Origin of the sequence: Flavonifractor sp. An10 (assembly GCF_002161215.1) — a bacterium.
GTDB lineage: Bacteria > Bacillota > Clostridia > Oscillospirales > Oscillospiraceae > Flavonifractor > Flavonifractor avistercoris.
In genome coordinates this window covers 48,998-69,400 of the sequence record NZ_NFMB01000002.1, presented here as the reverse complement: position 1 = coordinate 69,400, position 20,403 = coordinate 48,998, and the positions used below count along the sequence as shown (strand labels likewise).

The following is a 20,403-nucleotide window of genomic DNA, read 5'->3' as shown; positions in this document are numbered from 1 at the left end:
TGGGGCCTCCAAATCATGATATGGCCGCACTCACCGGAAATATGTCACGATTTCCTCCGCAATGGATTTGACGCTCTGGAACATGCCCTCCAGGCCGGAGGTGCCCTCCTCCTGCTGGAAGACCTTCACGGTGTTGGGCTCGGACAGATCCACATACACCGTCTGTCCGTTCTGGGGCTCCACCATGGTTCCGCTGGTGGTCAGGGACTCCTGAATGGCATCCAGATCGTAGGCCAGCTCATACTGGGCCCGCAGCTTGGCCTCCTCGGACTGGAGGGTGGTCATCTCGCTGTTGAGGGCCACCACCTGCTGGGAGATGGTCATCAGCCGGGCGTAGCTGAACAGCAGCAGCACGGCGAACACGCCCACCGCCAGGAAGCCCACCACGGCGAAGGGGGACACGGCGCCGGCCTCCCGCACGCGCACCCGGGGGCGCACCACCGCCCGTTCCCGGGGACGCACCACCGGGCGGGGCTGGAGCACCTCCTCCCGCTCCAGCTGGCGGGCGGCAGAGCCGTCATAGGCCTCATAGGGCACGGTGTCATACTTGGAATACCTGATGTTTCTGCGTCTGACGGCAGTTGCCATGGGTGTGTCCACTCCAATCTCTCGTGTAGAATGTGCTCCGGCCTTACAGCTTCTCCGCCGCGCGCAGCTTGGCGCTGCGGGCGCGGGGGTTTTCCTCCAGCTCCTCAGGGCCGGAGACGATGGGCTTTCTGGTAATCAGCCTGATCTGCGGCTTCTTCCCGCACACACAGACCGGGAAGTCGGGCGGGCAGGTGCAGCCCTTGGCAAAGGCGGCCAGGCCGTTTTTGACGATGCGGTCTTCCAGGGAGTGGAAGGAGATCACCGCCAGCCGTCCACCGGGGTTGAGCCGGGGCACCGCCCGCTGCACCATCTTGTCCACCGCGCCCAGTTCGTCGTTGACGGCGATGCGGATGGCCTGGAAGGTGCGCTTGGCCGGGTGCTGCTTCTCCCGCAGGGCCGCGGGGGGCAGGGCGCTCTTGATCACGTCCACCAGCGCCAGGGTGGTCTCGATGGGCTGCTTGTCCCTTGCCCGGACGATGGCGCCCGCAACTGCGGGGGCGTACCGCTCCTCCCCGTACTGCCAGAGGATGCGCCGCAGCTCCTCCTGGGGCCACTCGTTGACCACCGCCCGGGCGGTCAGGGTATCGGTCTGATCCATGCGCATGTCCAGGGGCGCGTCCGCCATGTAGGAGAAGCCCCGGGACGGGTCGTCCAGCTGGGGGGAGGACACCCCCAGGTCAAAGAGCATGCCGTCCACCCGCTCCAGCCCCAGGCCGTCCAGGATGGCGTCCAGCTCGCAGAAGTTGTTGTGTACCAGCGTCACCCGTTCCCGCCAGGGGGCGAGGCGCTCCTCTGCCGCGTCCAGGGCCGCCTGATCCCGATCCACGCAGATGAGCCGGCCGGTGATCAGCCGCGCCGCGATCTCCCGGCTGTGGCCCGCCCGGCCCAGGGTGCCGTCCAGATACACCCCGTCGGGGCGGATGTTCAGGGCCTCCAGGCACTCGCGCAGCAGCACCGGCTTGTGGGAAAATACCTGCTCACTCATCAGAATCCCAGCGCCTCCATGCACGCGGACATCTTCTCCGGCGTCATCTCTTCCTCCTCTTGGGCGGCCCAGGCGTCGGCGCTCCAGATCTCGGCCCGGTCGTGGACGCCGATGATCACCACGTCCTTGTCCAGCCCGGCGTACCTGCGCAGCTTCTGGGGGATGACGATGCGGCCCTGACTGTCCAGCTCGCACTTGGCGGCGTTGGCGAACAGGGGGCGCATGGCCTTGGACTGGCTCATGGGCAGGGAGGCGAATTTTTCTGTAAACCGATCCCAGGTGGACTGGGGATAGATGGCCAGGCAGGCGTCCACGCCCATGGCCAGATAGAAGGAGACGCCCAGCTCCTCCCGGAGCTTGGCGGGGATGAACAGGCGGCCCTTGGCGTCGATGCTGTGCTCGTAGGTGCCGGTCACGCTGCTCACTCTCCCTCCACTTTACTGTCTATCAGCGGTCTTTCCCTCCACTTTGCCCCACTTTCCTCTTTAGTATAAATGCTTTGTAACAGAATTGCAATAGTTTTTTCTTCTTTTTTGCCGGGAAAAATACCGGGATTCCAACGGAAATCCTTTCTTTTCGGAACGAAAAACATTTGTTCGATCCGATCCGTTACAAATGGTATCAAAAAACCGCCAGACCTTGTGGTCTGGCGGCTTTTTGCCCTGTATTTTGTGTTGTTATGGAAACCGGGCCGCCGGGCGGATCCTATCCGCCCCTACCCGGTGAAGCGGGCCAGGATCTGGGCCAGCTCGGCGCGGGAGGCGGTGCCGGTGGGATCCAGCCGTCCGCCGTCCTTGCCGGTCAGCAGGCCCTCGCCCACCGCCCAGCGGAGGGCGTCCACCGCGTAGTCGGACGCGGACGCGGCGTCCGCGAAGCCATCCAGGGTACCGGCGGGCGCGGGGGAGCCGGCATAGCGGTACAGGATCGCCGCCATCTGCTCCCGGGTCAGGTTGTCCTCGGGGCCGTAGCTGCCGTTGTCATAGCCGGTGACGTAGCCGTTGGCCGCGGCCCAGTTCACCGCGTCGGCGTACCAGGCGGAAGCCGCCACGTCGGGGAAGCCCGCCGCGGTGGAGGCCGTGCCGTCGGCCAGGTTATAGAGCACCTGGGCCATCATGGCCCGGGTGAGGATCATGTTGGGCGCAAACGCGGTGCCGCTGGTGCCGTCCATGATGCCGTTCTCCCAGCAGTACGCCACCGCGTCGTAGTACCAGTCGCCCTCGGCCACGTCGGTGAAGGGCAGGGCGGGGGTCTCGGACTCGGCGGGGACAAACACGGCCTCAACGGTCACATCGTCCCCCGGCATATAGAACAGGTAGCTGCCGTCGCTGCGGCGGGTCAGTTCCACCTCGTTGCCGTCCTCGTCGGTAACGGTGATGCTGGCCAGTACAAAGCCCTCCTCAGGCTCCGGAGTGAGGATAACCCGCTCCCCCTTCCGGGCGCGGCTGGAGTCCGTCTCCACACTGCCGTGGGACTCCTGCTCCACGTCCACGTCATACCGGCTGGAGGAGGAGGAACCGGAACTGCTGGAGCTGCCGGAGGAACTGCCGGAGCTGCCGGAGGAGTTCTTGGTGATGTCCACCGTGATGCCGGTGGGTGCGGTGACGGTGTACCACCCGGCATCGGTGCCGGTCAGGGTGACAGAGACATGGACGGGCTTATTGGTGCCCGCGCCTGCGTCAGAGACCGTACCGGAGGCGGTGAAGGACACGTCGTCGCTGTCAACCACGCCGGTCAGCGTGCCGCCGGTCAGGGAGACGGCGGTGGAGCCGTTGTACCGGCGATCCACGGCGCTCAGGCCGGTGACGGTCAGGGCCTTGGGGTTCAGGGTGACGGTGATGGTGCCCAGCACGGTGTCACCCTGCTTCACAGTAACGGTGCTCGTCCCGATGGGAAGTCCCTTCTGCGTGGTGTCATAGCTCAGGCTGTAAGTGCCGTCGCTGTTGGAGGTTCCATCGCCAAGTTTGACATCACCATAGTAGAACGTAGCGGTATCGCCGCCCGCCAGCGGGGCCGGGGCCGCGCCTGCGGTGGGCAGGTTCGTGCCCGTGAGATCCAGCTTATTGGCGGGCTCTGTCTCTGGAGGAACTTCTTCTTTAGAAGTTTCGGTGGATTCTACGACTTCCTCTACAGGTTCAGAAACGATCATATCGCCGTCGACAATATCCGTCGTAATTTCGTCCGCAGAATCTGTTGCCAGATCCCACTTTGCATAATATGTCGGATAATTATTGCCGTTTTTGCTCACTTCGGTTACTGGGGTGCCATTAAATTCTTTATTTGTGTACCAACCATCAAACTTCCATCCAGCTCGAGTAGGTGTAAGTAGAGAATCCTCTTCACCACTTTCGCTGTTTTCAAGAGTTCCCTCATTAGTAACTGCAATTGCCATCTGGTGGCCAAAATATGTATTCGATCCGTTCTTTAATTTTTCAAGCATATCCTCATCAGCGACATAAATGATGTGTGCCTTTGGAGTGCCTTCTGCAGACAAGCACGTGGCCCAAGAGTCCCCAACTGTAATCTTTTCAGGGTCAACTCGTGTCAAATCAATCTTGGCCAGATTAAAGCAGCTATGCAGAGCTTGGACACCAATACTGGTCACCCCAGCAGGAAACGCAATGAACTTTAAATTGGTGTTCTTGAATGCGTAGGCACCAACGGATTCCAACTTAGACTCGTCTAAATCTATCTCAACTTCTTCCAGGCCGGTAGCATCCTCAAATGCACGATCATGAATGGAGGTCAGGCTATTCGATAGAGACAGCTTTTTCAGTTCTTCGACATGATTGAAAACATAGCTGCCGACAGAAGTGACCGTGTCCGGCATATCGAACTCTTCCAAAACAGTATCTTCAAACGCCTGTGTCCCTATAGATTGGAGATTGCTGCTTTCTTCAAAACTAATTTTTTTGAGGGAAGAGCAGTCTAAAAATGCACGATCTCCAATCGTTTCTACACTACTCGGTACGGTATAGGACTCAAGGCTAGTACATTCTCTGAATGTGTCCGCAGGAATTTCCTTGATGCTAGCAGGAAGATCGACGCTCGTTAGATTGGAGCAAGCTCTAAATGTGGCGCCTCCCGTAATCGTACAATTTGGATTTTCAAATTTCACAGATGTAATATCTGTGGCATAAAACATATGGCCATCTGTTAGACTGTTAATATTTTCTCCTAAAACAAGTTCTCCGCCGATACTGGTATGACGAAATGCGGCTTGCCCGACAGATGTAATTTTGTCCGGTAAAACAAGGGTGTTATTTTCGCCATTGCCCTTATAATTATCACATCCGTCTAGCAAACCGATTGGAATTGCAGTAAGCGGGTAACTATCCCAATCCAGCATGGTTAGGTTATCACACTCTGCATAGACTGACTTTCCGCAGTCGGTAATATTTCCAAACACAGCTTCTGTCACATCGGTAAATGCAAAAGCATAATCTCCAAGATAGGTAATATTATCACCGATAGAAATGTTGGTAATCGGAATTGTGTCAACACCTTCTTGTTTTAATACCGAATACCAGGGGGCAAAGTCGGTGCTCTCTGTCAGAGTTGGATGGTCAAAGTCCTTCATCGCCCCGGTGCCCTCGATATGCAGCGTATAGGTCATCGAAAGTGGTACTGACAGATTGATTTTCTCGCCATATGTTGCTTCGATTTTGCCATTGCTTGTCAAATATGCATAGACGTTATTTCCGTCGCTATCTGCGGAGACATTCCAGGGATTATCCTTTGTGCCTTCTCCTCCCGGTTCGGCGGCCAGTGCGGAGGCAGGAAGCAGCGTCAAAACAAGACACATCGCCATCAGTCCTGCCAATAATCGCTTTTTCATTTGTTTTCCTCCTCATCTTTCCGACCCACATTTTGCAAAAAGTGTACTTTTTGCCAGCCGGTTTCTTGGCTCCATTGTAGCACGTTAGTTCAGTAATATCAATAACTTTAGCCTTTATTTTGCGCACATAATTTTTATTTTCATTACCGTCCTCCGCCGCACCCACATTTGTCAATAAGTACACCTTTTGCCAGCCGGTTTCCATGAAAAGAAAACAGCCGGAGGGGGTTCCCCTCCGGCTGTTCTGTCTTGTCACTCCTCGGCCTCCACGTCGTAGGGCTGGCGGCCGGCCTGGGCCGCGCCCCCCGCCAGGGCGCGGAACCGGGCCCGGGACTTCTTGATCTCGTCGTAGGCCTCGGCCACCGCCTCCTCGGTGCGGCGCAGGGCGTCCTCGCAGTAGTCGTTGGCGGCCTTGCGGAGATCCCGGCTGCGCTCCTCGGCGGTGCGCATCAGCTCGTTGGCCTTCTGCTTGGCCTGGGCCAGCAGCTCGTCCTCCGACACGATCTGCTTGGCCTTGTCCTCCGCCTGCTTGCGGATGAGCTCCCCCTCCCGCTTGGCGGAGGCGATATACTCCGTGCGGGCGGCGATGAGCTTCTTGGCCTCGGCCAGCTCCATGGGGAACTGGGCGCGGATCTCGTCCAGCAGATCCAGGGCCTTGTCCCGCTCCAGAATGCACTTGTCGCTGCTCAGAGGCATGCTCTTGGCCTCGTCGATCATCTCAAAGAGCATGTCCAGTAATTCTTCCACGCCGGTGGCCATCAGCCATCCCTCCTGCCGTTCATTTTTTCCTGAATGTCCGCGATGATCTCCCGCGGCACGAAGTCGGACAGATCCGCCCCGTAGCGGGCCATCTCCTTCACCATGCTGGAGCTGACATAGGTGTACTTGGTGCTGGAGGGGAGGAACATGGTCTCCAGCCGGGGGTTGAGCTTCCGGTTGATGAGGGCCATCTGCAGCTCGTTCTCATAGTCGGACACCGCCCGCAGCCCCTTCACCAGGGTACACGCCTTCTTCTGCCGGGCGTACTCGGCAATGAGGGTGGAGGAGCTGTCCACCTCCACATTGGGCAGCTTGGCCACCACCCGGCGGATGAGCTCCACCCGCTCCGCCTCGGTGAACAGGCCCCGGTTCACCTTCTCCGAGTTGACCATGACGCACACGATCAGCTTGTCAAAGCACACGGCGGCCCGCTTGATGATGTTCAGATGCCCCAGGGTAATGGGGTCAAAGCTGCCCGGGTAGATGGCGGTTTTCATGGGGGCTCACTCCCTTATGTTCGCACAGCCCTCAGACCGCACGGTGGTAAAGCGTGATCTTGATCTTGCCGTAGCGGTAGTCCCGGCCCTTCTGATAGGGGGGCGCCAGCTCCGGCAGCGCCGCCTCCGCGGCACTTTCGCACACTATTATACCATGTTCCGTGACGATGTCAATCTTGGCAATCATCTCCAGGGCCTTTTCCAGCATGCCGGTGCCGTAGGGGGGATCCAGGAAAATCAGGTCAAATTTCTCCCGGCAGCCGGTGAGGAAGGCCAGATAGTCCCCCTGCACCACCTTTGCCAGGCCCGCCAGGCCGGTGTGCTCCAGGTTGGCCCGGATCACCCCGGCGGCCTCCTTCCGCACGTCCACAAAGGTACAGGCCGCCGCCCCACGGGACAGGGCCTCGATGCCCATCTGGCCGGTGCCGCCGAAGAGATCCAGCACCCTCCGGCCCTCGATGTCAAACTGGACGATGTTGAACACCGACTCCTTCACCTTGTCGGTGGTGGGACGGGTCTCCAGGCCGGGCAGCTCCTTGAGCTTCCGCCCCCGGGCAATGCCGGTAATCACTCTCATGACGGTTCCTCCGTTTTCTGATTGAAATATTCGTACACCGCCCGGGCGGTGTTTTTGGGCACGGCCTCCTCCAGCTCCGCCAGGGAGGCGGCCTTGATATTTTTCACGCTCTTGAAGTGCTTCAGCAGGTCGGCCCGCCGCTTCTCCCCCACGCCCGGTATTTTGTCCAGCACCGAGCCCTTTACCCGCTGGTTCTGCTGCTGGCGGTGGAACTCGATGGCGAAGCGGTGGGTCTCCTCCTGGATCTGGCCGATCAGGGAGAAGACGGCCTGATTGGCCTGGATGCCGATCTCCCGGCCCTCGGGGGTGACCAGGGCCCGGGTGCGGTGGCGGTCGTCCTTCACCATGCCGAACACGGGAACGGACAGGCCCAGCTCCTCCAGCACCCGCACCGCCACGTTAGCGTGGTTGACGCCGCCGTCGATGAGGAGCAGGTCGGGCTTGTCCGCGAACTTCTCGTCCCCGTCCAGGTACCGCTGGAACCGGCGGCGGAGCACCTGATCCATGGAGGCGTAGTCGTCGGGGCCGTCCATGTCCTTGAGCTTGAAACGGCGGTAGCCCCGCTTCAACGGCCTGGCGTTGACGTACACCACCATGGAGGCCACGATGTCGTCGGCCCCCTGGTTGGAGATGTCGTAGGACTCGATGCGCCGGGGGGGCGCCTCCAGCCCCAGCATGCGGCCCAGCAGCTCCATCAGCTTGCTCTGCCGCTCCTCCCGGGTCGTCCAGCGCTCCACCTCCTCCGCCGCGTTTTTGTTGGCCAGGCGGATGAGATCCATCTTGGCCCCCCGCTGGGGGGTGACCAGCTCCACCCTGTGGCCCGCCTGCTGGGAGAACAGGCGCATCAGGGGCACCTCGTCCTCCAGGGCGCAGGGCAGCAAAATCTGCCTGGGCAGCTGCCCCCGGGGGGCGTAGTACTGCCGCACCAGGGCGGACAGGATGTCCGCCCTGTCCTCCTCCATGGGGGTGTCGATGAGCTCCCAGTCCTTGGCGGCCAGGTCGCCCCCGGCGAAGTGGAGCACCACAAAGCAGCTTTTTGTTGCCTCCCCCTGGAAGAAGCCCACCACATCGGTGTCCGCCAGGGAGCCGGCCACCACCTTCTGCCGCTTGCCCAGCAGCTCGATGGCCCGGTAGCGATCCCGCAGCTCGGCGGCCTTCTCAAAGCGCAGCTCCTCCGCCGCCTGCTCCATCTCCGCCTGGAGCTCCTCCCCCACCTCCTGGAACTTGCCCTCCAGCAGGCGGACGGCCTGGTCGATGGCCTCCCGGTAGCGGGACTGATCCATCTCCTTGCGGCAGTAGCCGTCGCACTGTCCCATGTGGTAGTTGAGGCAGGGTCGCTCCTTCCCGATGTCCCGGGGGAATTTCCGGCTGCAGGAGGGGAGCTTCAGCGCCACCCGCAGGGCGTCCACAATGTTCTGGGTGGCCCCCCGGCTGCCGTAGGGGCCGAAGTACCGGGCCCCGTCCTCCGCCGCCCGGTTGGCCAGGGAGAACCGGGGATAGGGGTCCTTCACCGTCAGGCGGATGTAGGGGTAGCCCTTGTCGTCCTTGAGCAGGATGTTGTACCGGGGCTGGTGCCGCTTGATCAGCGAGTTCTCCAGCACCAGGGCCTCAAACTCCGAGTCGGCCACGATCACGTCGAAGTGGTCGATCTGGCTCACCATGGCCCGGGTCTTCTCCGTGTGGGAGGCCAGGTTGGCGAAGTACTGGCTCACCCGGTTCTTCAGGGCCTTGGCCTTGCCCACGTAGATGACCTCGTTCCTGGCATCCTGCATGATATACACGCCCGGCTTCAGCGGCAGGGCGTGGGCCTTTTCTTTTAACTCGTCGAAAGTCATGTTCGGAGTAGTTATCCTCCCTCTTGCCGGTGGTTTTTACGCCCTGCCGCCGGGCGGCCGGCGCGATTGACAAACCGCGCAGTCTCTGTTACCATTCTCTCAGCCTTTACAGGAAGGGGACGGTCACATGCTGCATCACACGGGCTCGGTGCGTCTGGAGAGCGGCCGGCTGATCCTGCGCCCCCTGACCACCGCCGACGCGGAGGCCGCTTTTGCCAACTGGACAAGCGACGCCCAAGTGGCCCGCTTTATGCGCTGGAACCCCCACACCAGCGTGGAGGAGACCCGCTCCTGGCTGGCCCAGTGCGAGCAGGATTACCGGAAGCCGTGCCACTACGAGTGGGCCATTGTGCCGAAGGCGGCCGGTGTCCCTGTCGGCTCCATCAGCCTCCGCCTTCAGGGGGACGGCCCGTCCCGGGAGGCTGCGGACGTGGGTTACGCCATCGGCCGGGCCTGGTGGGGGCAGGGGCTTGTCACCGAGGCCCTTATCTGTGCCATGGAGCACCTGATCCACACCGTGGGCGTGCGGCACTTTACCGGGGAACACGCCCCGGACAACCCCGCTTCCGGCGCGGTGATGCGCCATGCGGGCCTGCACTGCGTGGGGAGGGGCTCCTATACCAGCTTCGACGGCGCCCGCACCTTCCCCAGCCTTGTCTACCGTCTGGATCTGTAAATCCGGTTTCTCTGTCTATCAAAAAAAGCGCCGCAGCTGCGGCGCTTTTTTCTCTCGCTCGTTTGACTTACTCAGCGAAGTTGGAGGAGATCAGCTCGATGAGCGCCTCCACGGCCTCCTTCTCGTCGGGGCCGTCCGCGATGAGGTTGATGGAAGTCCCCTTCACGATCCCCAGAGAGAGCACACCCAGCAGGCTCTTGGCATTCACCCGGCGCTCGTCCTTCTCCACCCAAATGGAGCTCTTGAACTCATTGGCTTTCTGGATGAAAAACGTGGCGGGTCTGGCGTGCAGACCGACCTGGTTGTTCACAACTGCCTCTTTCATATACATAGCGTTTTCCCCCCAAAGATGCATTCGCATACTACGTACTATAGGATAGCAAATTTATCCCAAACCGTCAATATCAAAATGCACAAATAACATGGAATGGACTGTAGAAAAAGACGAATCGGCGCCGTTCGTCCACCTTTTGGCGTCCTGTTGTCCGTGCAGCACGGACAGTGTCACCGCAGCTCGGCGATGGTCACGCCATCCTCACGGCGCGGAGGCTTTCTGCGGAAAGCCTGTCGCTTCGCTCCGAGCCGCGCCTTCCGGGGGGAATCGATTCCCCCCGGAGGCCCCCCACGCGCTCCCGCGGGGGACGGGGGCTGTCCTATCGCAGCTCGGCAATGGTTACGCCATCCTCCCCTTCGCCGTAGCGGCCGGGGCGGAAGGACTTGATATAGCGGCTGCGCTTCAGGTGCTCCCGCACCGCGCGGCGCACCGCGCCGGTGCCCTTGCCGTGGATGATGCGCACCTCGTTGAGCTTGCCCAGCACCGCGCTGTCCAGGAAGAGATCCAGGGCGCCGATGGCCTCGTCCGCCGTCATGCCCCGGAGATCCACCTCCGGAGAGGCCCCCATGGCGCGCAGCTTGTGCTCCGCCCGCTGAACCACCTTCTTGGCGGCTTTCTGGGTCTCCCCCTCCACCACCCGAACCTCGTCCTGCTTGGCGGAGATCTTCAGGATGCCGGCCTGGAGCTGGAGGGAGCCGTCCTTGTTCACGCTGAGGACGGTGGCCTGGGTGCCCATCTTCACCAGCTCCACCGTGTCCCCCGCCCTGGCCGGGCGGGTGGGGGGCGGCGCGGGCTCCTGGGGCCGCTGACCCAGCTTGCCCTCCGCCTGGTTGAGGCTGTGGAGCAGGGCGGAGCGCTCGTCGTTGACCCGCTGCCAGTCCTCCTCCTTACGCTGGCGGCGGCGCATCTCGTTCAGCTCCCGGAAGGTCTGCTCGGCGGTGTCCCGGGCCTCGTCCAGGATAGCCCGGGCCTCCGCCTGGGCCTTCTCCACCGCCTTGGCCCGCTGGGCCTCCAGCTGGGCCTTGTACTCCCGGCTGGCCTTGGCGGTCTCCTCCATCTCCCGGCGGAGCTTTGCCGCGGCCTCCTTCTCTTTCTCCATCTGGTGGCGCTGCTCGTCCAGCTGGGTGAGCACGTCCTCAAACCGCACGTTCTCCGCGTCGATGCGGGCGGCGGCCTTCTGGATGATGGATTTGGGCAGGCCCAGCCGCTCCGAGATGGCGAAGGCGTTGGACTTGCCGGGTATGCCTATAAGGAGCCGGTAGGTGGGGGCCAGGGAGTCCACGTTGAACTCGCAGGAGGCGTTCTCCACCCCCGGGGTGGTCATGGCGTACACCTTCAGCTCGGCGTAGTGGGTGGTGGCGGCCACCAGGGCCCCCATCTCCCGGGCGCTGTCGATGACGGCGGCGGCCAGGGCCGCGCCCTCGATGGGGTCGGTGCCCGCCCCCAGCTCGTCAAAGAGGATCAGGGTGCGGTCGTCCGCCTCTTTCAGGATCCCCACGATGTTCACCATGTGGGAGGAGAAGGTGGACAGGCTCTGGGCGATGGACTGCTCGTCCCCCACGTCGGCCAGCACCCGGTCGAATACCCTGACGCGGCTGTCGTCTCCCACGGGGATGTGGAGGCCGCACTGGGCCATGAGGGTAAGCAGGCCGATGGTCTTGAGGGTGACGGTCTTGCCGCCGGTGTTGGGGCCGGTGATCACCAGGGTGTCGAAGTCCTCCCCCAGCATCAGGTCGTTGGCCACCGCCTTGTCCGGATCCAGCAGGGGGTGGCGGGCCTTGCGCAGGTAGAGGCCCTTCTCCGCGATTTTGGGCGCGCAGGCGCGCATCCGGTAGGACAGCTGGGCCTTGGCGAAGATCACGTCCAGGAAGATCAGCAGGCGGTAGTCCTGGGCGATGTCCTCCCCGAACTGGGCGCAGTCGGCGGACAGCTCCGCCAGGATCCGCTCGATCTCCTTCTCCTCCCGGGACTGGAGCTCCTTCAGCTCGTTGTTGGCCTTCACCACCCCCATGGGCTCGATGAAGAAGGTGGAGCCGGAGGAGGACACGTCGTGAACCAGGCCGGGCACGTCGTTCTTGTGCTCCGACTTCACCGGCACCACGAAGCGGTCGTTGCGCTGGGTGATGATGGCCTCCTGGAGGTACTTGGCCTGGTTGGAGGAGATCAGCTTGTTCAGGATGTCCCGCACCTTGGAGGCGGTGGCCCGGATGTGCCGCCGGATGGAGGCCAGCTCCGGGCTGGCCGCGTCGGCGATCTCGTCCTCCCCCAGGATGGAGCCGGTGATCTTCTCCTCCAGGAAGCGGTTGGCCGTCAGGGAGCGGAACAGGTGGTCGATGCAGGTCTTGGCCCGGTCGCCCTCCCCCTCGCCGTACTCCTTGGCGGAGCGGGCCGCCCGCAGCACGGCGGCGATGTCCAGCAGCTCCCGGGTGTTCAGCGCGCCCCCCATGTGGGCCCGCTGGAGGGAGGGGGCAACCGGCTTGACGCCGGACAGGGAGGGACTGCCCCGCAGGGCGGTCATCTGGACGGCGGCGCTGGTCTCGTCCAGGGCCCGCTGCACGTCGTCGGCGTCGGTCAGGGGGCGCAGAGCCAGGCAGCGCTCCTTGCCCTCCTCCGTCACCGCCTGCTCCGCCAGGCGCTCCAGCACCTTGGGCAGCTCTAAGGTCTGTATGGATTTCTCAAATAAATCGGTCATATCGTCTTGTTCATCCTATTTGAAATTTCTCGGGAGAGCCGTCCCGCCGCACAGATGCGCCCTCCGGCGCGTAGGCTGGGGCAGGAGGGATTCCCATGGAAACTGATTCCTACACCTTCACGGAGGCCCAGCTGATCCTGCTCAACGCCAGCGTCAACGCCTGGCGGGGCAGCTCCTTCTGGGCCCTCATGTATATGCAGAGCCGCCTGTTCGACGCGGAAAACGCGGACAGCATCTACCAAGAGCTCCAGGCCCAGCCCGCCCACTACGACCAGATCATGGAGCGGTACTACGGCGTCAGCCTGACCAGCGGGGCGGCCGCGGACGGCTCCCCCCTCTATCACTACTACGACACCTACCTGGAGTATCTGAAGCAGCGCCAGCGCCGGCAGGCCGAGCAGATCCGCCAGCAGTGGCTGGAGCTCAACCGCCTCACCGCCCAGCGGCTGGCGGAGCTCAACCCCCACTGGGAGAGCAGCCTTTGGGGCTCCATGTTCACCCACAACACCAATCTGCTCTGCCAGGCCGCGGATCAGGATCTCCTGGGCAACTACCGGGCCATCAGCTCCTCCTACCTGCTGCTGGATCGGCTGGCCCAGGAGATGGGGGAGTACATGGCCACCGGCATCATCCGGCAGTTCGGCGTGGCCTGAGAACCGACGCCGCGGGCTGTACCCGCGGCGCTTTTCTGTCCCTCAGCAGGTGTTTACAGCAGCTCACACCGCAGGGTGAGCACCGCCCGGCCGCCCACCTGCACCTTCACGCCGCCCTCTGCTTCGGTGAGGCGGCTGAGGATCTCCGAGGGCTTGCCCATCTTCTCCCCCTGGACGAAGCGGTTGTCCGCCCCGGCGGCCACCAGGCCCCGGCGGAACAGGTAGTAGGTCAGGGCCCCGTTGGAGGTGCCGGTGGCGGCCTCCTCCGGGATGGCGTACAGGGGGGCGAAGTTGCGGCAGTGGGCGGTGGCGTCCGCCGTACCGGCGCAGAACATGTGGACGCCCACCACGCCGTAGTGCTCCGACAGGCGGGTGACCTCCCCCTCGTTCTGCACGGCCCGCTCCAGGGCGTCCAGATCCTTCACGGGCAGGAGAATGTCCAGCAGGCCGGTGCTCACCGCCTGGGCCTCCAGGCCGTCAGGCCGGTCGGCCAGGGACAGGCCGTAGGCGGCGTAGAGCTCCGCCTGCTCCTTCTCCGAGAAGCCCCGGCCGTCGGTGGGGGGCGCCATGTCCATCCACACCGAGTCCGCCCCCACCTGGATGGTGAGATCGCCGGAGCGGGTGTGGAGGGCGTAGTCGCCGGGCCCGATGGCCCCAGTGTCCCGCAGGACGGTGAAGGAAGCGATGGTGGCGTGGCCGCAGAGATCCACCTCCTCCGCCGGGGTGAAGTAGCGGATGTGGAAGGCTCTCTCCCCCGTCTGCCGCACAAAGGCGGTCTCCGAGTGCTTCAATTCCCCGGCCAGGGCGCGCATCAGGCCCTCCTCCGGGAAGGGATCCCCTCCCAGCAGGGCCACGCCGGCCTGGTTGCCGGAAAAGCGCCGGGTGGTAAAAGCGTCCGCGACGTACAGCTTCATAGTCAATTCCCCCATTGATGATAAAAATCCAGGGTGCGAAACCCCCGGTCGAGCTGTGTGGTGAGAAACTGCTCGCAGGCCCGCCCCAGGCGGGCCAGGCTGTCCCCGTCCGCCTGGAAGGAGAACAGCCGCTTGGGATTGCCGTAGACGATGTGGCGCATGGCGGCCACCGCCCCGGTTGTCAGGGGCAGGTCGTCCCCCTCCCCCACCCGGCAGGACGCGCAGTGGAGCACCCCCTCGGTCAGGTGGAAGCGGGGCTGTTCCGGCTCAGACACGCCGCAGACAGCGCAGGCGTCCACCAGGGGCTCATACCCCGCCAGGCACATGAGGCGCAGCTCGTAGGCCGCCTTTACCAGGGCCAGGGGCTTGTTGAGCTGATCCAGGGCGTACAGGGCGTTGAGGATCAGCGACAGGGCCGCCGGGTCGGGCCGCCCCTCCACCGCCACGGCCTCCATCACCTCCGCGAAGTAGGAGGCCAGGCTCAGCTTCACCACGTCGGACTTCATGTGCCAGAACTGCTGGAGGGATTCCGCCTCGTTGAGGGTGAAGTGATCCCGGTACTCGAACAGGGTCATGTCCGAGTAGACCAGCAGCTGGGCCGAGGCGGCCAGAGGGCTCCCCTTCCGGCGGCAGCCCCGGGCCTTGACGGTGCGCCTGCCCCCCTCGGCGGTGAGGACGGTGAGAATCTTGTCCGCCTCTTTGTAGTTGACCTCCCGGAGCACCAGCCCCTGGGTGCTGATGTGCGCGCCGCTCATTCGTCCCGGTATCCGAAGTTATGGATCAAATTCAAGTTGTCCCTCCAGTTCCTCCCACAGGATGTCCCATCCTGTGGGAACCCTTTTCCTTCTCTTCCTCGGGCGGAGTAAATCCGCCCTGCGGCAAGGTTTGCTTCGCAAACGCTTGGCGCGCCGCAGGCGCAGCTCGCTCCCGCTCGCGGAGAACTGGCCTGCAACCCCTGCCTTGCGCTCATTCGTCCCGGTATCCGAAGTTATGGATCAAATTCAAGTTGTCGCGCCAGTTCTCCTTCACCTTTACCCAGGTCTGGAGGAACACCTTGGCGTCCAGGAACCGCTCCATGTCCGAGCGGGCCAGGGAGGAGATCTTCTTGAGCATGGCACCCCCCTTTCCGATGATGATGCCCTTGTGGCTGGCCTTCTCGCAGTAGATGGTGGCGTCCAGCTCCACCACCCCGTCCTCCCGCTCGGAGAAGCGGGTCAACTCCACGGCGGTGCCGTGGGGGATCTCCTTGTCCAGGCAGAGCAGCAGCTTCTCCCGCAAAATCTCGGCGCAGATCTGCCGCTCCGGCTGGTCGGTGATCATGTCCTCGGGGAAAAGCTGGGGCCCCTCGGGCAGGAACTGGGAGAGCAGCTCCAGCAGCTCGTCCACCCCTTCACCGTTTTTGGCGGAGATGGGCAGGATGGCGGCGAAGTCGTGGGCCGCTCCGTATACCTGCATGACGGAGAGCAGCTTCTCCTTCTCCACCGTGTCGATCTTGTTGATCACCAGCACGGCGGGCACATGCAGGCTCTTGATGCGCTGGATCAGCTCCGCCTCGGGGCCGCCGATGTGGTCGATGGGCTCCACCAGCAGGAGCACCGCGTCCACGTCGGCCACGCTCTCCCGCACCACCTTCACCATGTAGTCCCCCAGCCGGGTGCGGGCCTTGTGCAGGCCCGGCGTGTCCAGAAACACGTACTGGCAGCCGTTTTTGTTCACCACCGCGCAGATGCGGTTGCGGGTGGTCTGGGGCTTGTTGGTGACGATGGCGATCTTCTCCCCCACCAGGGCGTTGGTCAGGGTGGACTTGCCCACGTTGGGCCGGCCCACAATGGCGATCATGCCGGATTTCTTGATGTCCATAGGTAATCCTCAACTTTCTTGAGCAGTTTTATGATGGTATTTTCAAACAGAGGCAGCAGGCGGCGGGGGCAAGCCCCCGCCCTACGGCGTCGGCACATCTGCCACAATCACCGGAGCAATTCAGCGGCATGGCACCGATGGCGGCCCGGCGGGCCAAGCCGGTACAGCGCGGCGGCTGTCAGGGCCTGCGGGGTAATCCCGATGCGTGCCGCCCAAGGCGCGGCAGCGCCTGTGACGAAACTGCCTGAAAAACTTGCGGCAATGCGGGCCCGGTCTTTGCCCTGTCCGTACAGCCCCCCGCCGCCATGAGCCCCCGTACTGGGGGGCCGGGGTCGAAGGCGCCGGGGGCGCCTTCGATGAAAATCCATGCGAAGCCTCCTTTTTGAAAAGGCGGAAAGCCCCCCGGCCCTTCTTTCCCCCCATTTCTTCGGGAAGAAATGGGGGCGCCGTCGTCGGCCCAAGCTGCGGTTCGTTCGCTTCCGGGCAGGCCCGAAAGCTCATTCCCTCCGCTGGGCCTCCTCTCCCCACGACGACCACTCCGTTGGGTCGCCGCGGGGGCCCCATTGGGCGCGTCCCCGGGGGATTCCCCAGCAAATGGCGGGCGACCACAGGTCGCCCCTGCGGATGCGGGCGGATGATATCCGCCCCTACGGGCCGGGCAGTTGACATACCGTGCCGGGCAGACCCGTCCCCCGGTGGGCCCGGTAAATGACGGCGGGGGCAAGCCCCCGCCCTACGAACAGGGGAACGGGCGGTGCGTCAGGGATGCCGCGCCCTACGATTCCGGCCCGTCTCCGCCTTTCAGAGACTCATACAGCCAGATGGCACAGCCTATCACGATGCCGGGCAGGGCGAACAGCAGGCCGGTCACCAGCAGCTTCAGCCCATCTCCATCTAAGCCCGGCAGGCTCTCCAGCACCATGACCAGCACCACGCAGGCAGCCACGGAGATGGCCCCACCGCCGATCACATAGCGCCACAGGTTATGCACGGCCGGTCTCCTCCCCCCGGGTGATGCCCAGCCCGTTCAGGATGGCCTCCTCCCGGGCCCGCATCTGGGCCTTCATGGGCCCCTCGTCCAGGTGGTCGTAGCCCAGCAGGTGGAGCACCGAGTGGACGGCCAGATAGGCCGCCTCCCGCTCCGCTCCGTGGCCGTACTCCGCCCCCTGGGCCTGGGCCCGCTCCAGGGAGAGCACCATGTCCCCCAGGGGCACCAGGCCGGTGCCGGGATCCGCCTCCACGTCGTCCAGGGTGGGCGGCGCGCCGGGGGTCAGGTTGAACATGGGGAAGCTCAGCACGTCGGTGGGCCGGTCTACGTCCCGCTGCTCCCTGTTGATGGCCTGGATGCCCTCGTCGTCGGTGAACAGCACGTCCACCTCGCAGGGGAAGGGCACCCCCTCCGCCTCCAGGGCAGCGGGGATCACCCGCCGCAGCAGCGCGGCGTAGGGCTCCGCCCCGTCCACCTCGGTCTCGATGAGAATTTCGTGGTTCATTTTCTCTCCTCCTCCGGGCCGTCAATGGGCTCGTCCAGCACCCAGGGCAGGAACATGTCACACCCCAGGTCAAAGTGGGGCGCGGGAAATTCATTTTCCACTGGAAAGGTCTCATGCCCCAGCTCCAGCCCGCCCCAGGGAAATTCCACCCGGGGGCCCCAGGTGGGGCCGTCGTCCGCCCCGGCGGGCCTGCCCGTGATCTTTCCGGCAACGCGCCAGCAGAGCTGATAGAGCAGCCCCTTCTCCTGCCAGCTCTCGTCGTGGTAGAGCTCGCAGACGTAGGTGGCCTTCTCCGGCGGGATACCCAGCCCGTCCAGGATGTTCAGAAGCTCCTCCGGCAGCCGCCGCTCTTTCGCCAACGCCAGAAAATTCCGGCAGTGGCCGCAGGTACAGCTCCAGCCCCCGGCCTGGGCGTACCAGGCCCGGGTGGCGGGCTCGTCCACCTCCACGGTGTAGCCGTGCCAAGCGAATTCCGTCACTTGCGCGCCTCCCGGTTCTCCTTTTTGGCCCGGCGGGCCTCGTCGGCCTCATAGGCCCTGATGATGCGCTGGACAATCACATGGCGCACCACGTCGGCCTCGCCCAGCTTGCAGATGGCGATGTCCTCCACCCCGTCCAGCACCCGCATGGCCTCCTTCAGGCCGGACATGGTGTCCCGGGGCAGGTCGATCTGGGTGATGTCGCCGGTGATGACGATCTTGGAGCCGAAGCCCAGGCGGGTGAGGAACATCTTCATCTGCTCCCGGGAGGTGTTCTGGGCCTCGTCCAGGATGATGAAGGAGTCGTCCAGGGTGCGGCCCCGCATGTAGGCCAGGGGGGCCACCTCGATGTTGCCCCGCTCCAGGTACTTGTTGTAGGTCTCCGCCCCCAGCATCTCAAAGAGGGCGTCGTACAGGGGCCGCAGGTAGGGATCCACCTTGGACTGGAGGTCGCCGGGCAGGAAGCCCAGCCGCTCCCCCGCCTCCACCGCCGGGCGGGTGAGGATGATGCGGTTGACCTGCTTGTCCCGGAAGGCGGCCACGGCGGCGGCCACCGCCAGATAGGTCTTGCCGGTGCCCGCCGGGCCGATGCCCAGGGTGATGGTGTTCTTCTTGATGGCGTCCACATACCGCTTCTGGCCCAGGGTCTTGGCCTTGATGGGCTTGCCCTTGGCGGTGACGCACAGCACATCCCGGGCGATGTCGCCGATGTGCTCCTCGTTGCCCGCCTTCACCAGGTTGATGATGTAGCGCACGTTCTGCTCGGTGATGGTCTCCTTGCGGCCCGCCAGGTTGAGCAGGCCCTGGACGGCCTTGACGGCGTAGAGCACGTTCTCCGCCTCGCCGGAGATTTTCAGCTCAGAGTCCCGGTTGACCACCGTGACGCCCAGCTCCCGCTCAATGAGCTTGATGTTCTCGTCAAAGGAGCCGAAGATGTCAATGGCGTCCTCAATACGTTCCACGTTGATGCTCTGTTCGATCATGAATCGGCCTCGTTTTCCTGTGTAAAGTCTGCATGTTCTCTGGGCACAAACCGCCCGATCTCCTCGGTGCACTCGGCCTGGAGGGTGACCGTGAGCAGGCCGTCCCGCTCCGCGGCGGCAAAGGAGGCGTTCAGAATCTCCCCCTCCCCCACGCTCTCCCGGAGGGCCGCCAGCAGCTCCTCCTCCAGCAGGGCCCGGGCCGCCTCCGTCTCCACGGGGGCGCTCTCCAGGGTGTAGGCCCGGCAGGTCTCCCGGGTGAGGGCCAGGGGCATCTCCCGGCCGCCCGGCAGCGTCAATGTCCAGGTACGGCTTATTTTATCATACTCCGGGAAGGAAATTCCACTCTTTCCGAAAAAATCGATCCGCCGGCCGAACAGGGTCAGGGCCCAGCGGCTGTGCTCCTCCCCGGTGTAGGCCTTCACCGGGGCCTCCAGGGGGAGGGCGGCGGTGAGGGTGCGCCAGGTGCGGGCGTACACCTGCCCCTGGGCCCGCACCTCCATGGTGCCCAGGTTCTCCCGCTCGCTGTACATAGGGGCGTCCAGGATCACCGAGCCGGAGATGAGCACATCCCCCTCCACCACCGTGTCCCCCACGGCGAAGCGGGCCTCGCCGGACAGGGCGTCGATGCCGGTGATGATCCCCGAGGCCCGGGCCACGATGTCCCCCAGCTCCGTCCCGTCCACGGACTCCGGGGTCTCCACCGCCTCCCGCACCAGCACCTCCGCCCGGGTGCCGTGGAGGTTGACCGACAGCCAGGACAGCCCCGGCAGGTTCATCAGCGCCCGCCGCCCCACCTCGTCGGCGTCCAGGCCGGGGCCGTAGGCCCCCACGCCCAGCCCCTGCCGCCGCAGCTCGGTGAGGATCTCCGCCGTGGTGACGCTCTGGTTGCCCTCCACCTCCACGGTGAGAATGAACTGGGACAGCACGCACACCGCCGTCAGGGACAGGGCCAGCCCCACCAGCAGGGCGTACCGCCGCCGGAACCGGGCCAGGAAAAAGGGCACCCCCGACCGCCCCTCCGGGGTGACGGTGCACTGCACCTTCTCCCCCAGCCTGCGGGCCGGGCCGCTGCCCTGCCGGGTGACAGTGAGGCGGAGGCGGGTGGGCTCCAGCCACTCCACGTTCCAGAACTGGATCCCCTTCTGGGCGCACAGGTTGAGGAGCCGCTCGGGAAAGGCCCCCGTCACCTCCAGCCGGACGCTCCCCCGCAGGACGTTGATCAGCCGCTTCAGCATCGCCCCGC

21 protein-coding genes are annotated in these 20,403 nt (G+C 63.9%); 2 read left to right on the top strand and 19 right to left on the bottom strand.

The window, feature by feature from the left end; translation table 11 throughout:
• Positions 1–30: 30 nt before the first annotated feature.
• From B5E42_RS03085 to uvrC, 9 genes are all read right to left on the bottom strand, one after another.
• Complete coding sequence (locus B5E42_RS03085) at positions 31–588, bottom strand: hypothetical protein (protein WP_087236711.1); 558 nt, start codon at positions 586–588, stop codon at positions 31–33.
• 43 nt (positions 589–631) lie between these two features.
• Positions 632–1,573: a 16S rRNA (cytosine(1402)-N(4))-methyltransferase RsmH gene (gene rsmH, locus B5E42_RS03080; RefSeq protein ID WP_087236710.1), complete on the bottom strand. Its 942-nt coding sequence runs from the start codon at positions 1,571–1,573 to the stop codon at positions 632–634.
• Positions 1,573–1,989, bottom strand: a complete 417-nt coding sequence (mraZ, locus tag B5E42_RS03075) for a division/cell wall cluster transcriptional repressor MraZ (RefSeq protein WP_087237407.1) — start codon at positions 1,987–1,989, stop codon at positions 1,573–1,575. The genes rsmH and mraZ overlap by 1 nt, the downstream gene beginning before the upstream one ends.
• Before the next feature lie 299 nt (positions 1,990–2,288).
• A complete protein-coding gene (locus B5E42_RS19465; RefSeq protein ID WP_242967003.1) occupies positions 2,289–3,719 on the bottom strand; it encodes an S-layer homology domain-containing protein in 1,431 nt (476 codons plus the stop codon).
• Positions 3,720–5,301: 1,582 nt separating this feature from the next.
• Positions 5,302–5,664 carry a hypothetical protein gene (locus B5E42_RS19090; protein ID WP_162613895.1) on the bottom strand — a complete coding sequence of 121 codons (363 nt, stop codon included), beginning with the start codon at positions 5,662–5,664 and terminating at the stop codon, positions 5,302–5,304.
• A complete protein-coding gene (locus tag B5E42_RS03065; RefSeq protein WP_087236708.1) occupies positions 5,661–6,167 on the bottom strand; it encodes a hypothetical protein in 507 nt (168 codons plus the stop codon). Before B5E42_RS03065 ends, B5E42_RS19090 begins: the two co-directional genes overlap by 4 nt.
• Complete coding sequence (coaD, locus tag B5E42_RS03060) at positions 6,167–6,664, bottom strand: pantetheine-phosphate adenylyltransferase (protein ID WP_087236707.1); 498 nt, start codon at positions 6,662–6,664, stop codon at positions 6,167–6,169. The genes B5E42_RS03065 and coaD overlap by 1 nt, the downstream gene beginning before the upstream one ends.
• Before the next feature lie 31 nt (positions 6,665–6,695).
• A complete protein-coding gene (gene rsmD / locus B5E42_RS03055) occupies positions 6,696–7,241 on the bottom strand; it encodes a 16S rRNA (guanine(966)-N(2))-methyltransferase RsmD (RefSeq protein ID WP_087236706.1) in 546 nt (181 codons plus the stop codon).
• Positions 7,238–9,076 (bottom strand): excinuclease ABC subunit UvrC, encoded by a 1,839-nt coding sequence (gene uvrC, locus B5E42_RS03050; RefSeq protein WP_087236705.1) that lies wholly within the window; start codon positions 9,074–9,076, stop codon positions 7,238–7,240. Before uvrC ends, rsmD begins: the two co-directional genes overlap by 4 nt.
• 127 nt (positions 9,077–9,203) lie before the next feature.
• Between uvrC and B5E42_RS03045 the strand changes: the two genes are divergently transcribed.
• Positions 9,204–9,752, top strand: coding sequence for a GNAT family N-acetyltransferase (locus B5E42_RS03045; RefSeq protein ID WP_087236704.1), 549 nt, complete (start codon positions 9,204–9,206; stop codon positions 9,750–9,752).
• A gap of 67 nt (positions 9,753–9,819) precedes the next feature.
• Here the strand turns inward: B5E42_RS03045 and B5E42_RS03040 are convergent, their stop codons facing one another.
• Together B5E42_RS03040 and B5E42_RS03035 are read right to left on the bottom strand one after the other, a co-directional pair.
• Positions 9,820–10,083, bottom strand: coding sequence for an HPr family phosphocarrier protein (locus B5E42_RS03040; protein ID WP_087236703.1), 264 nt, complete (start codon positions 10,081–10,083; stop codon positions 9,820–9,822).
• A gap of 322 nt (positions 10,084–10,405) precedes the next feature.
• Positions 10,406–12,778, bottom strand: coding sequence for an endonuclease MutS2 (locus tag B5E42_RS03035; RefSeq protein ID WP_087236702.1), 2,373 nt, complete (start codon positions 12,776–12,778; stop codon positions 10,406–10,408).
• Between the two features lie 95 nt (positions 12,779–12,873).
• On the opposite strand from B5E42_RS03035, the gene B5E42_RS03030 reads away from it, so the two are divergent.
• Positions 12,874–13,431, top strand: coding sequence for a hypothetical protein (locus tag B5E42_RS03030; RefSeq protein ID WP_087236701.1), 558 nt, complete (start codon positions 12,874–12,876; stop codon positions 13,429–13,431).
• A 53-nt stretch (positions 13,432–13,484) separates the two neighbouring features.
• Here the strand turns inward: B5E42_RS03030 and B5E42_RS03025 are convergent, their stop codons facing one another.
• From B5E42_RS03025 to B5E42_RS02990, 8 genes are all read right to left on the bottom strand, one after another.
• Positions 13,485–14,345 carry a PhzF family phenazine biosynthesis protein gene (locus tag B5E42_RS03025; RefSeq protein WP_242967002.1) on the bottom strand — a complete coding sequence of 287 codons (861 nt, stop codon included), beginning with the start codon at positions 14,343–14,345 and terminating at the stop codon, positions 13,485–13,487.
• Between the two features lie 2 nt (positions 14,346–14,347).
• Positions 14,348–15,100, bottom strand: a complete 753-nt coding sequence (recO, locus tag B5E42_RS03020) for a DNA repair protein RecO (protein WP_087236699.1) — start codon at positions 15,098–15,100, stop codon at positions 14,348–14,350.
• 211 nt (positions 15,101–15,311) lie between these two features.
• Complete coding sequence (gene era / locus B5E42_RS03015; protein ID WP_087236698.1) at positions 15,312–16,205, bottom strand: GTPase Era; 894 nt, start codon at positions 16,203–16,205, stop codon at positions 15,312–15,314.
• 775 nt (positions 16,206–16,980) lie between these two features.
• Positions 16,981–17,196, bottom strand: a complete 216-nt coding sequence (locus tag B5E42_RS03010; protein ID WP_087236697.1) for a hypothetical protein — start codon at positions 17,194–17,196, stop codon at positions 16,981–16,983.
• Positions 17,189–17,698 carry an rRNA maturation RNase YbeY gene (gene ybeY / locus B5E42_RS03005; protein ID WP_087236696.1) on the bottom strand — a complete coding sequence of 170 codons (510 nt, stop codon included), beginning with the start codon at positions 17,696–17,698 and terminating at the stop codon, positions 17,189–17,191. The genes B5E42_RS03010 and ybeY overlap by 8 nt, the downstream gene beginning before the upstream one ends.
• Positions 17,695–18,177 (bottom strand): hypothetical protein, encoded by a 483-nt coding sequence (locus B5E42_RS03000; RefSeq protein WP_087236695.1) that lies wholly within the window; start codon positions 18,175–18,177, stop codon positions 17,695–17,697. The genes ybeY and B5E42_RS03000 overlap by 4 nt, the downstream gene beginning before the upstream one ends.
• On the bottom strand, positions 18,174–19,160 hold the full coding sequence (locus tag B5E42_RS02995; protein ID WP_087236694.1) for a PhoH family protein: 987 nt from the start codon (positions 19,158–19,160) through the stop codon (positions 18,174–18,176). Before B5E42_RS02995 ends, B5E42_RS03000 begins: the two co-directional genes overlap by 4 nt.
• Positions 19,157–20,395: a sporulation protein YqfD gene (locus B5E42_RS02990; protein WP_087236693.1), complete on the bottom strand. Its 1,239-nt coding sequence runs from the start codon at positions 20,393–20,395 to the stop codon at positions 19,157–19,159. The genes B5E42_RS02995 and B5E42_RS02990 overlap by 4 nt, the downstream gene beginning before the upstream one ends.
• Positions 20,396–20,403 lie beyond the last annotated feature (8 nt).

Excerpts from the sequence above, each read along its gene's own strand:
- coaD (WP_087236707.1), bottom strand. The coding sequence starts at position 6,664 with ATGAAAACCGCCATCTACCCGGGCAGCTTTGACCCCATTACCCTGGGG.
- B5E42_RS02995 (WP_087236694.1), bottom strand. The coding sequence starts at position 19,160 with ATGATCGAACAGAGCATCAACGTGGAACGTATTGAGGACGCCATTGAC.
- B5E42_RS03040 (WP_087236703.1), bottom strand. The coding sequence starts at position 10,083 with ATGTATATGAAAGAGGCAGTTGTGAACAACCAGGTCGGTCTGCACGCC.
- B5E42_RS03035 (WP_087236702.1), bottom strand. The coding sequence starts at position 12,778 with ATGACCGATTTATTTGAGAAATCCATACAGACCTTAGAGCTGCCCAAG.
- B5E42_RS19465 (WP_242967003.1), bottom strand. The coding sequence starts at position 3,719 with ATGATCGTTTCTGAACCTGTAGAGGAAGTCGTAGAATCCACCGAAACT.
- uvrC (WP_087236705.1), bottom strand. The coding sequence starts at position 9,076 with ATGACTTTCGACGAGTTAAAAGAAAAGGCCCACGCCCTGCCGCTGAAG.
- B5E42_RS03025 (WP_242967002.1), bottom strand. The coding sequence starts at position 14,345 with ATGAAGCTGTACGTCGCGGACGCTTTTACCACCCGGCGCTTTTCCGGC.
- era (WP_087236698.1), bottom strand. The coding sequence starts at position 16,205 with ATGGACATCAAGAAATCCGGCATGATCGCCATTGTGGGCCGGCCCAAC.
- B5E42_RS03045 (WP_087236704.1), top strand. The coding sequence starts at position 9,204 with ATGCTGCATCACACGGGCTCGGTGCGTCTGGAGAGCGGCCGGCTGATC.
- rsmD (WP_087236706.1), bottom strand. The coding sequence starts at position 7,241 with ATGAGAGTGATTACCGGCATTGCCCGGGGGCGGAAGCTCAAGGAGCTG.
- recO (WP_087236699.1), bottom strand. The coding sequence starts at position 15,100 with ATGAGCGGCGCGCACATCAGCACCCAGGGGCTGGTGCTCCGGGAGGTC.
- rsmH (WP_087236710.1), bottom strand. The coding sequence starts at position 1,573 with ATGAGTGAGCAGGTATTTTCCCACAAGCCGGTGCTGCTGCGCGAGTGC.
- B5E42_RS03065 (WP_087236708.1), bottom strand. The coding sequence starts at position 6,167 with ATGGCCACCGGCGTGGAAGAATTACTGGACATGCTCTTTGAGATGATC.
- B5E42_RS02990 (WP_087236693.1), bottom strand. The coding sequence starts at position 20,395 with ATGCTGAAGCGGCTGATCAACGTCCTGCGGGGGAGCGTCCGGCTGGAG.
- ybeY (WP_087236696.1), bottom strand. The coding sequence starts at position 17,698 with ATGAACCACGAAATTCTCATCGAGACCGAGGTGGACGGGGCGGAGCCC.
- B5E42_RS03085 (WP_087236711.1), bottom strand. The coding sequence starts at position 588 with ATGGCAACTGCCGTCAGACGCAGAAACATCAGGTATTCCAAGTATGAC.
- B5E42_RS03030 (WP_087236701.1), top strand. The coding sequence starts at position 12,874 with ATGGAAACTGATTCCTACACCTTCACGGAGGCCCAGCTGATCCTGCTC.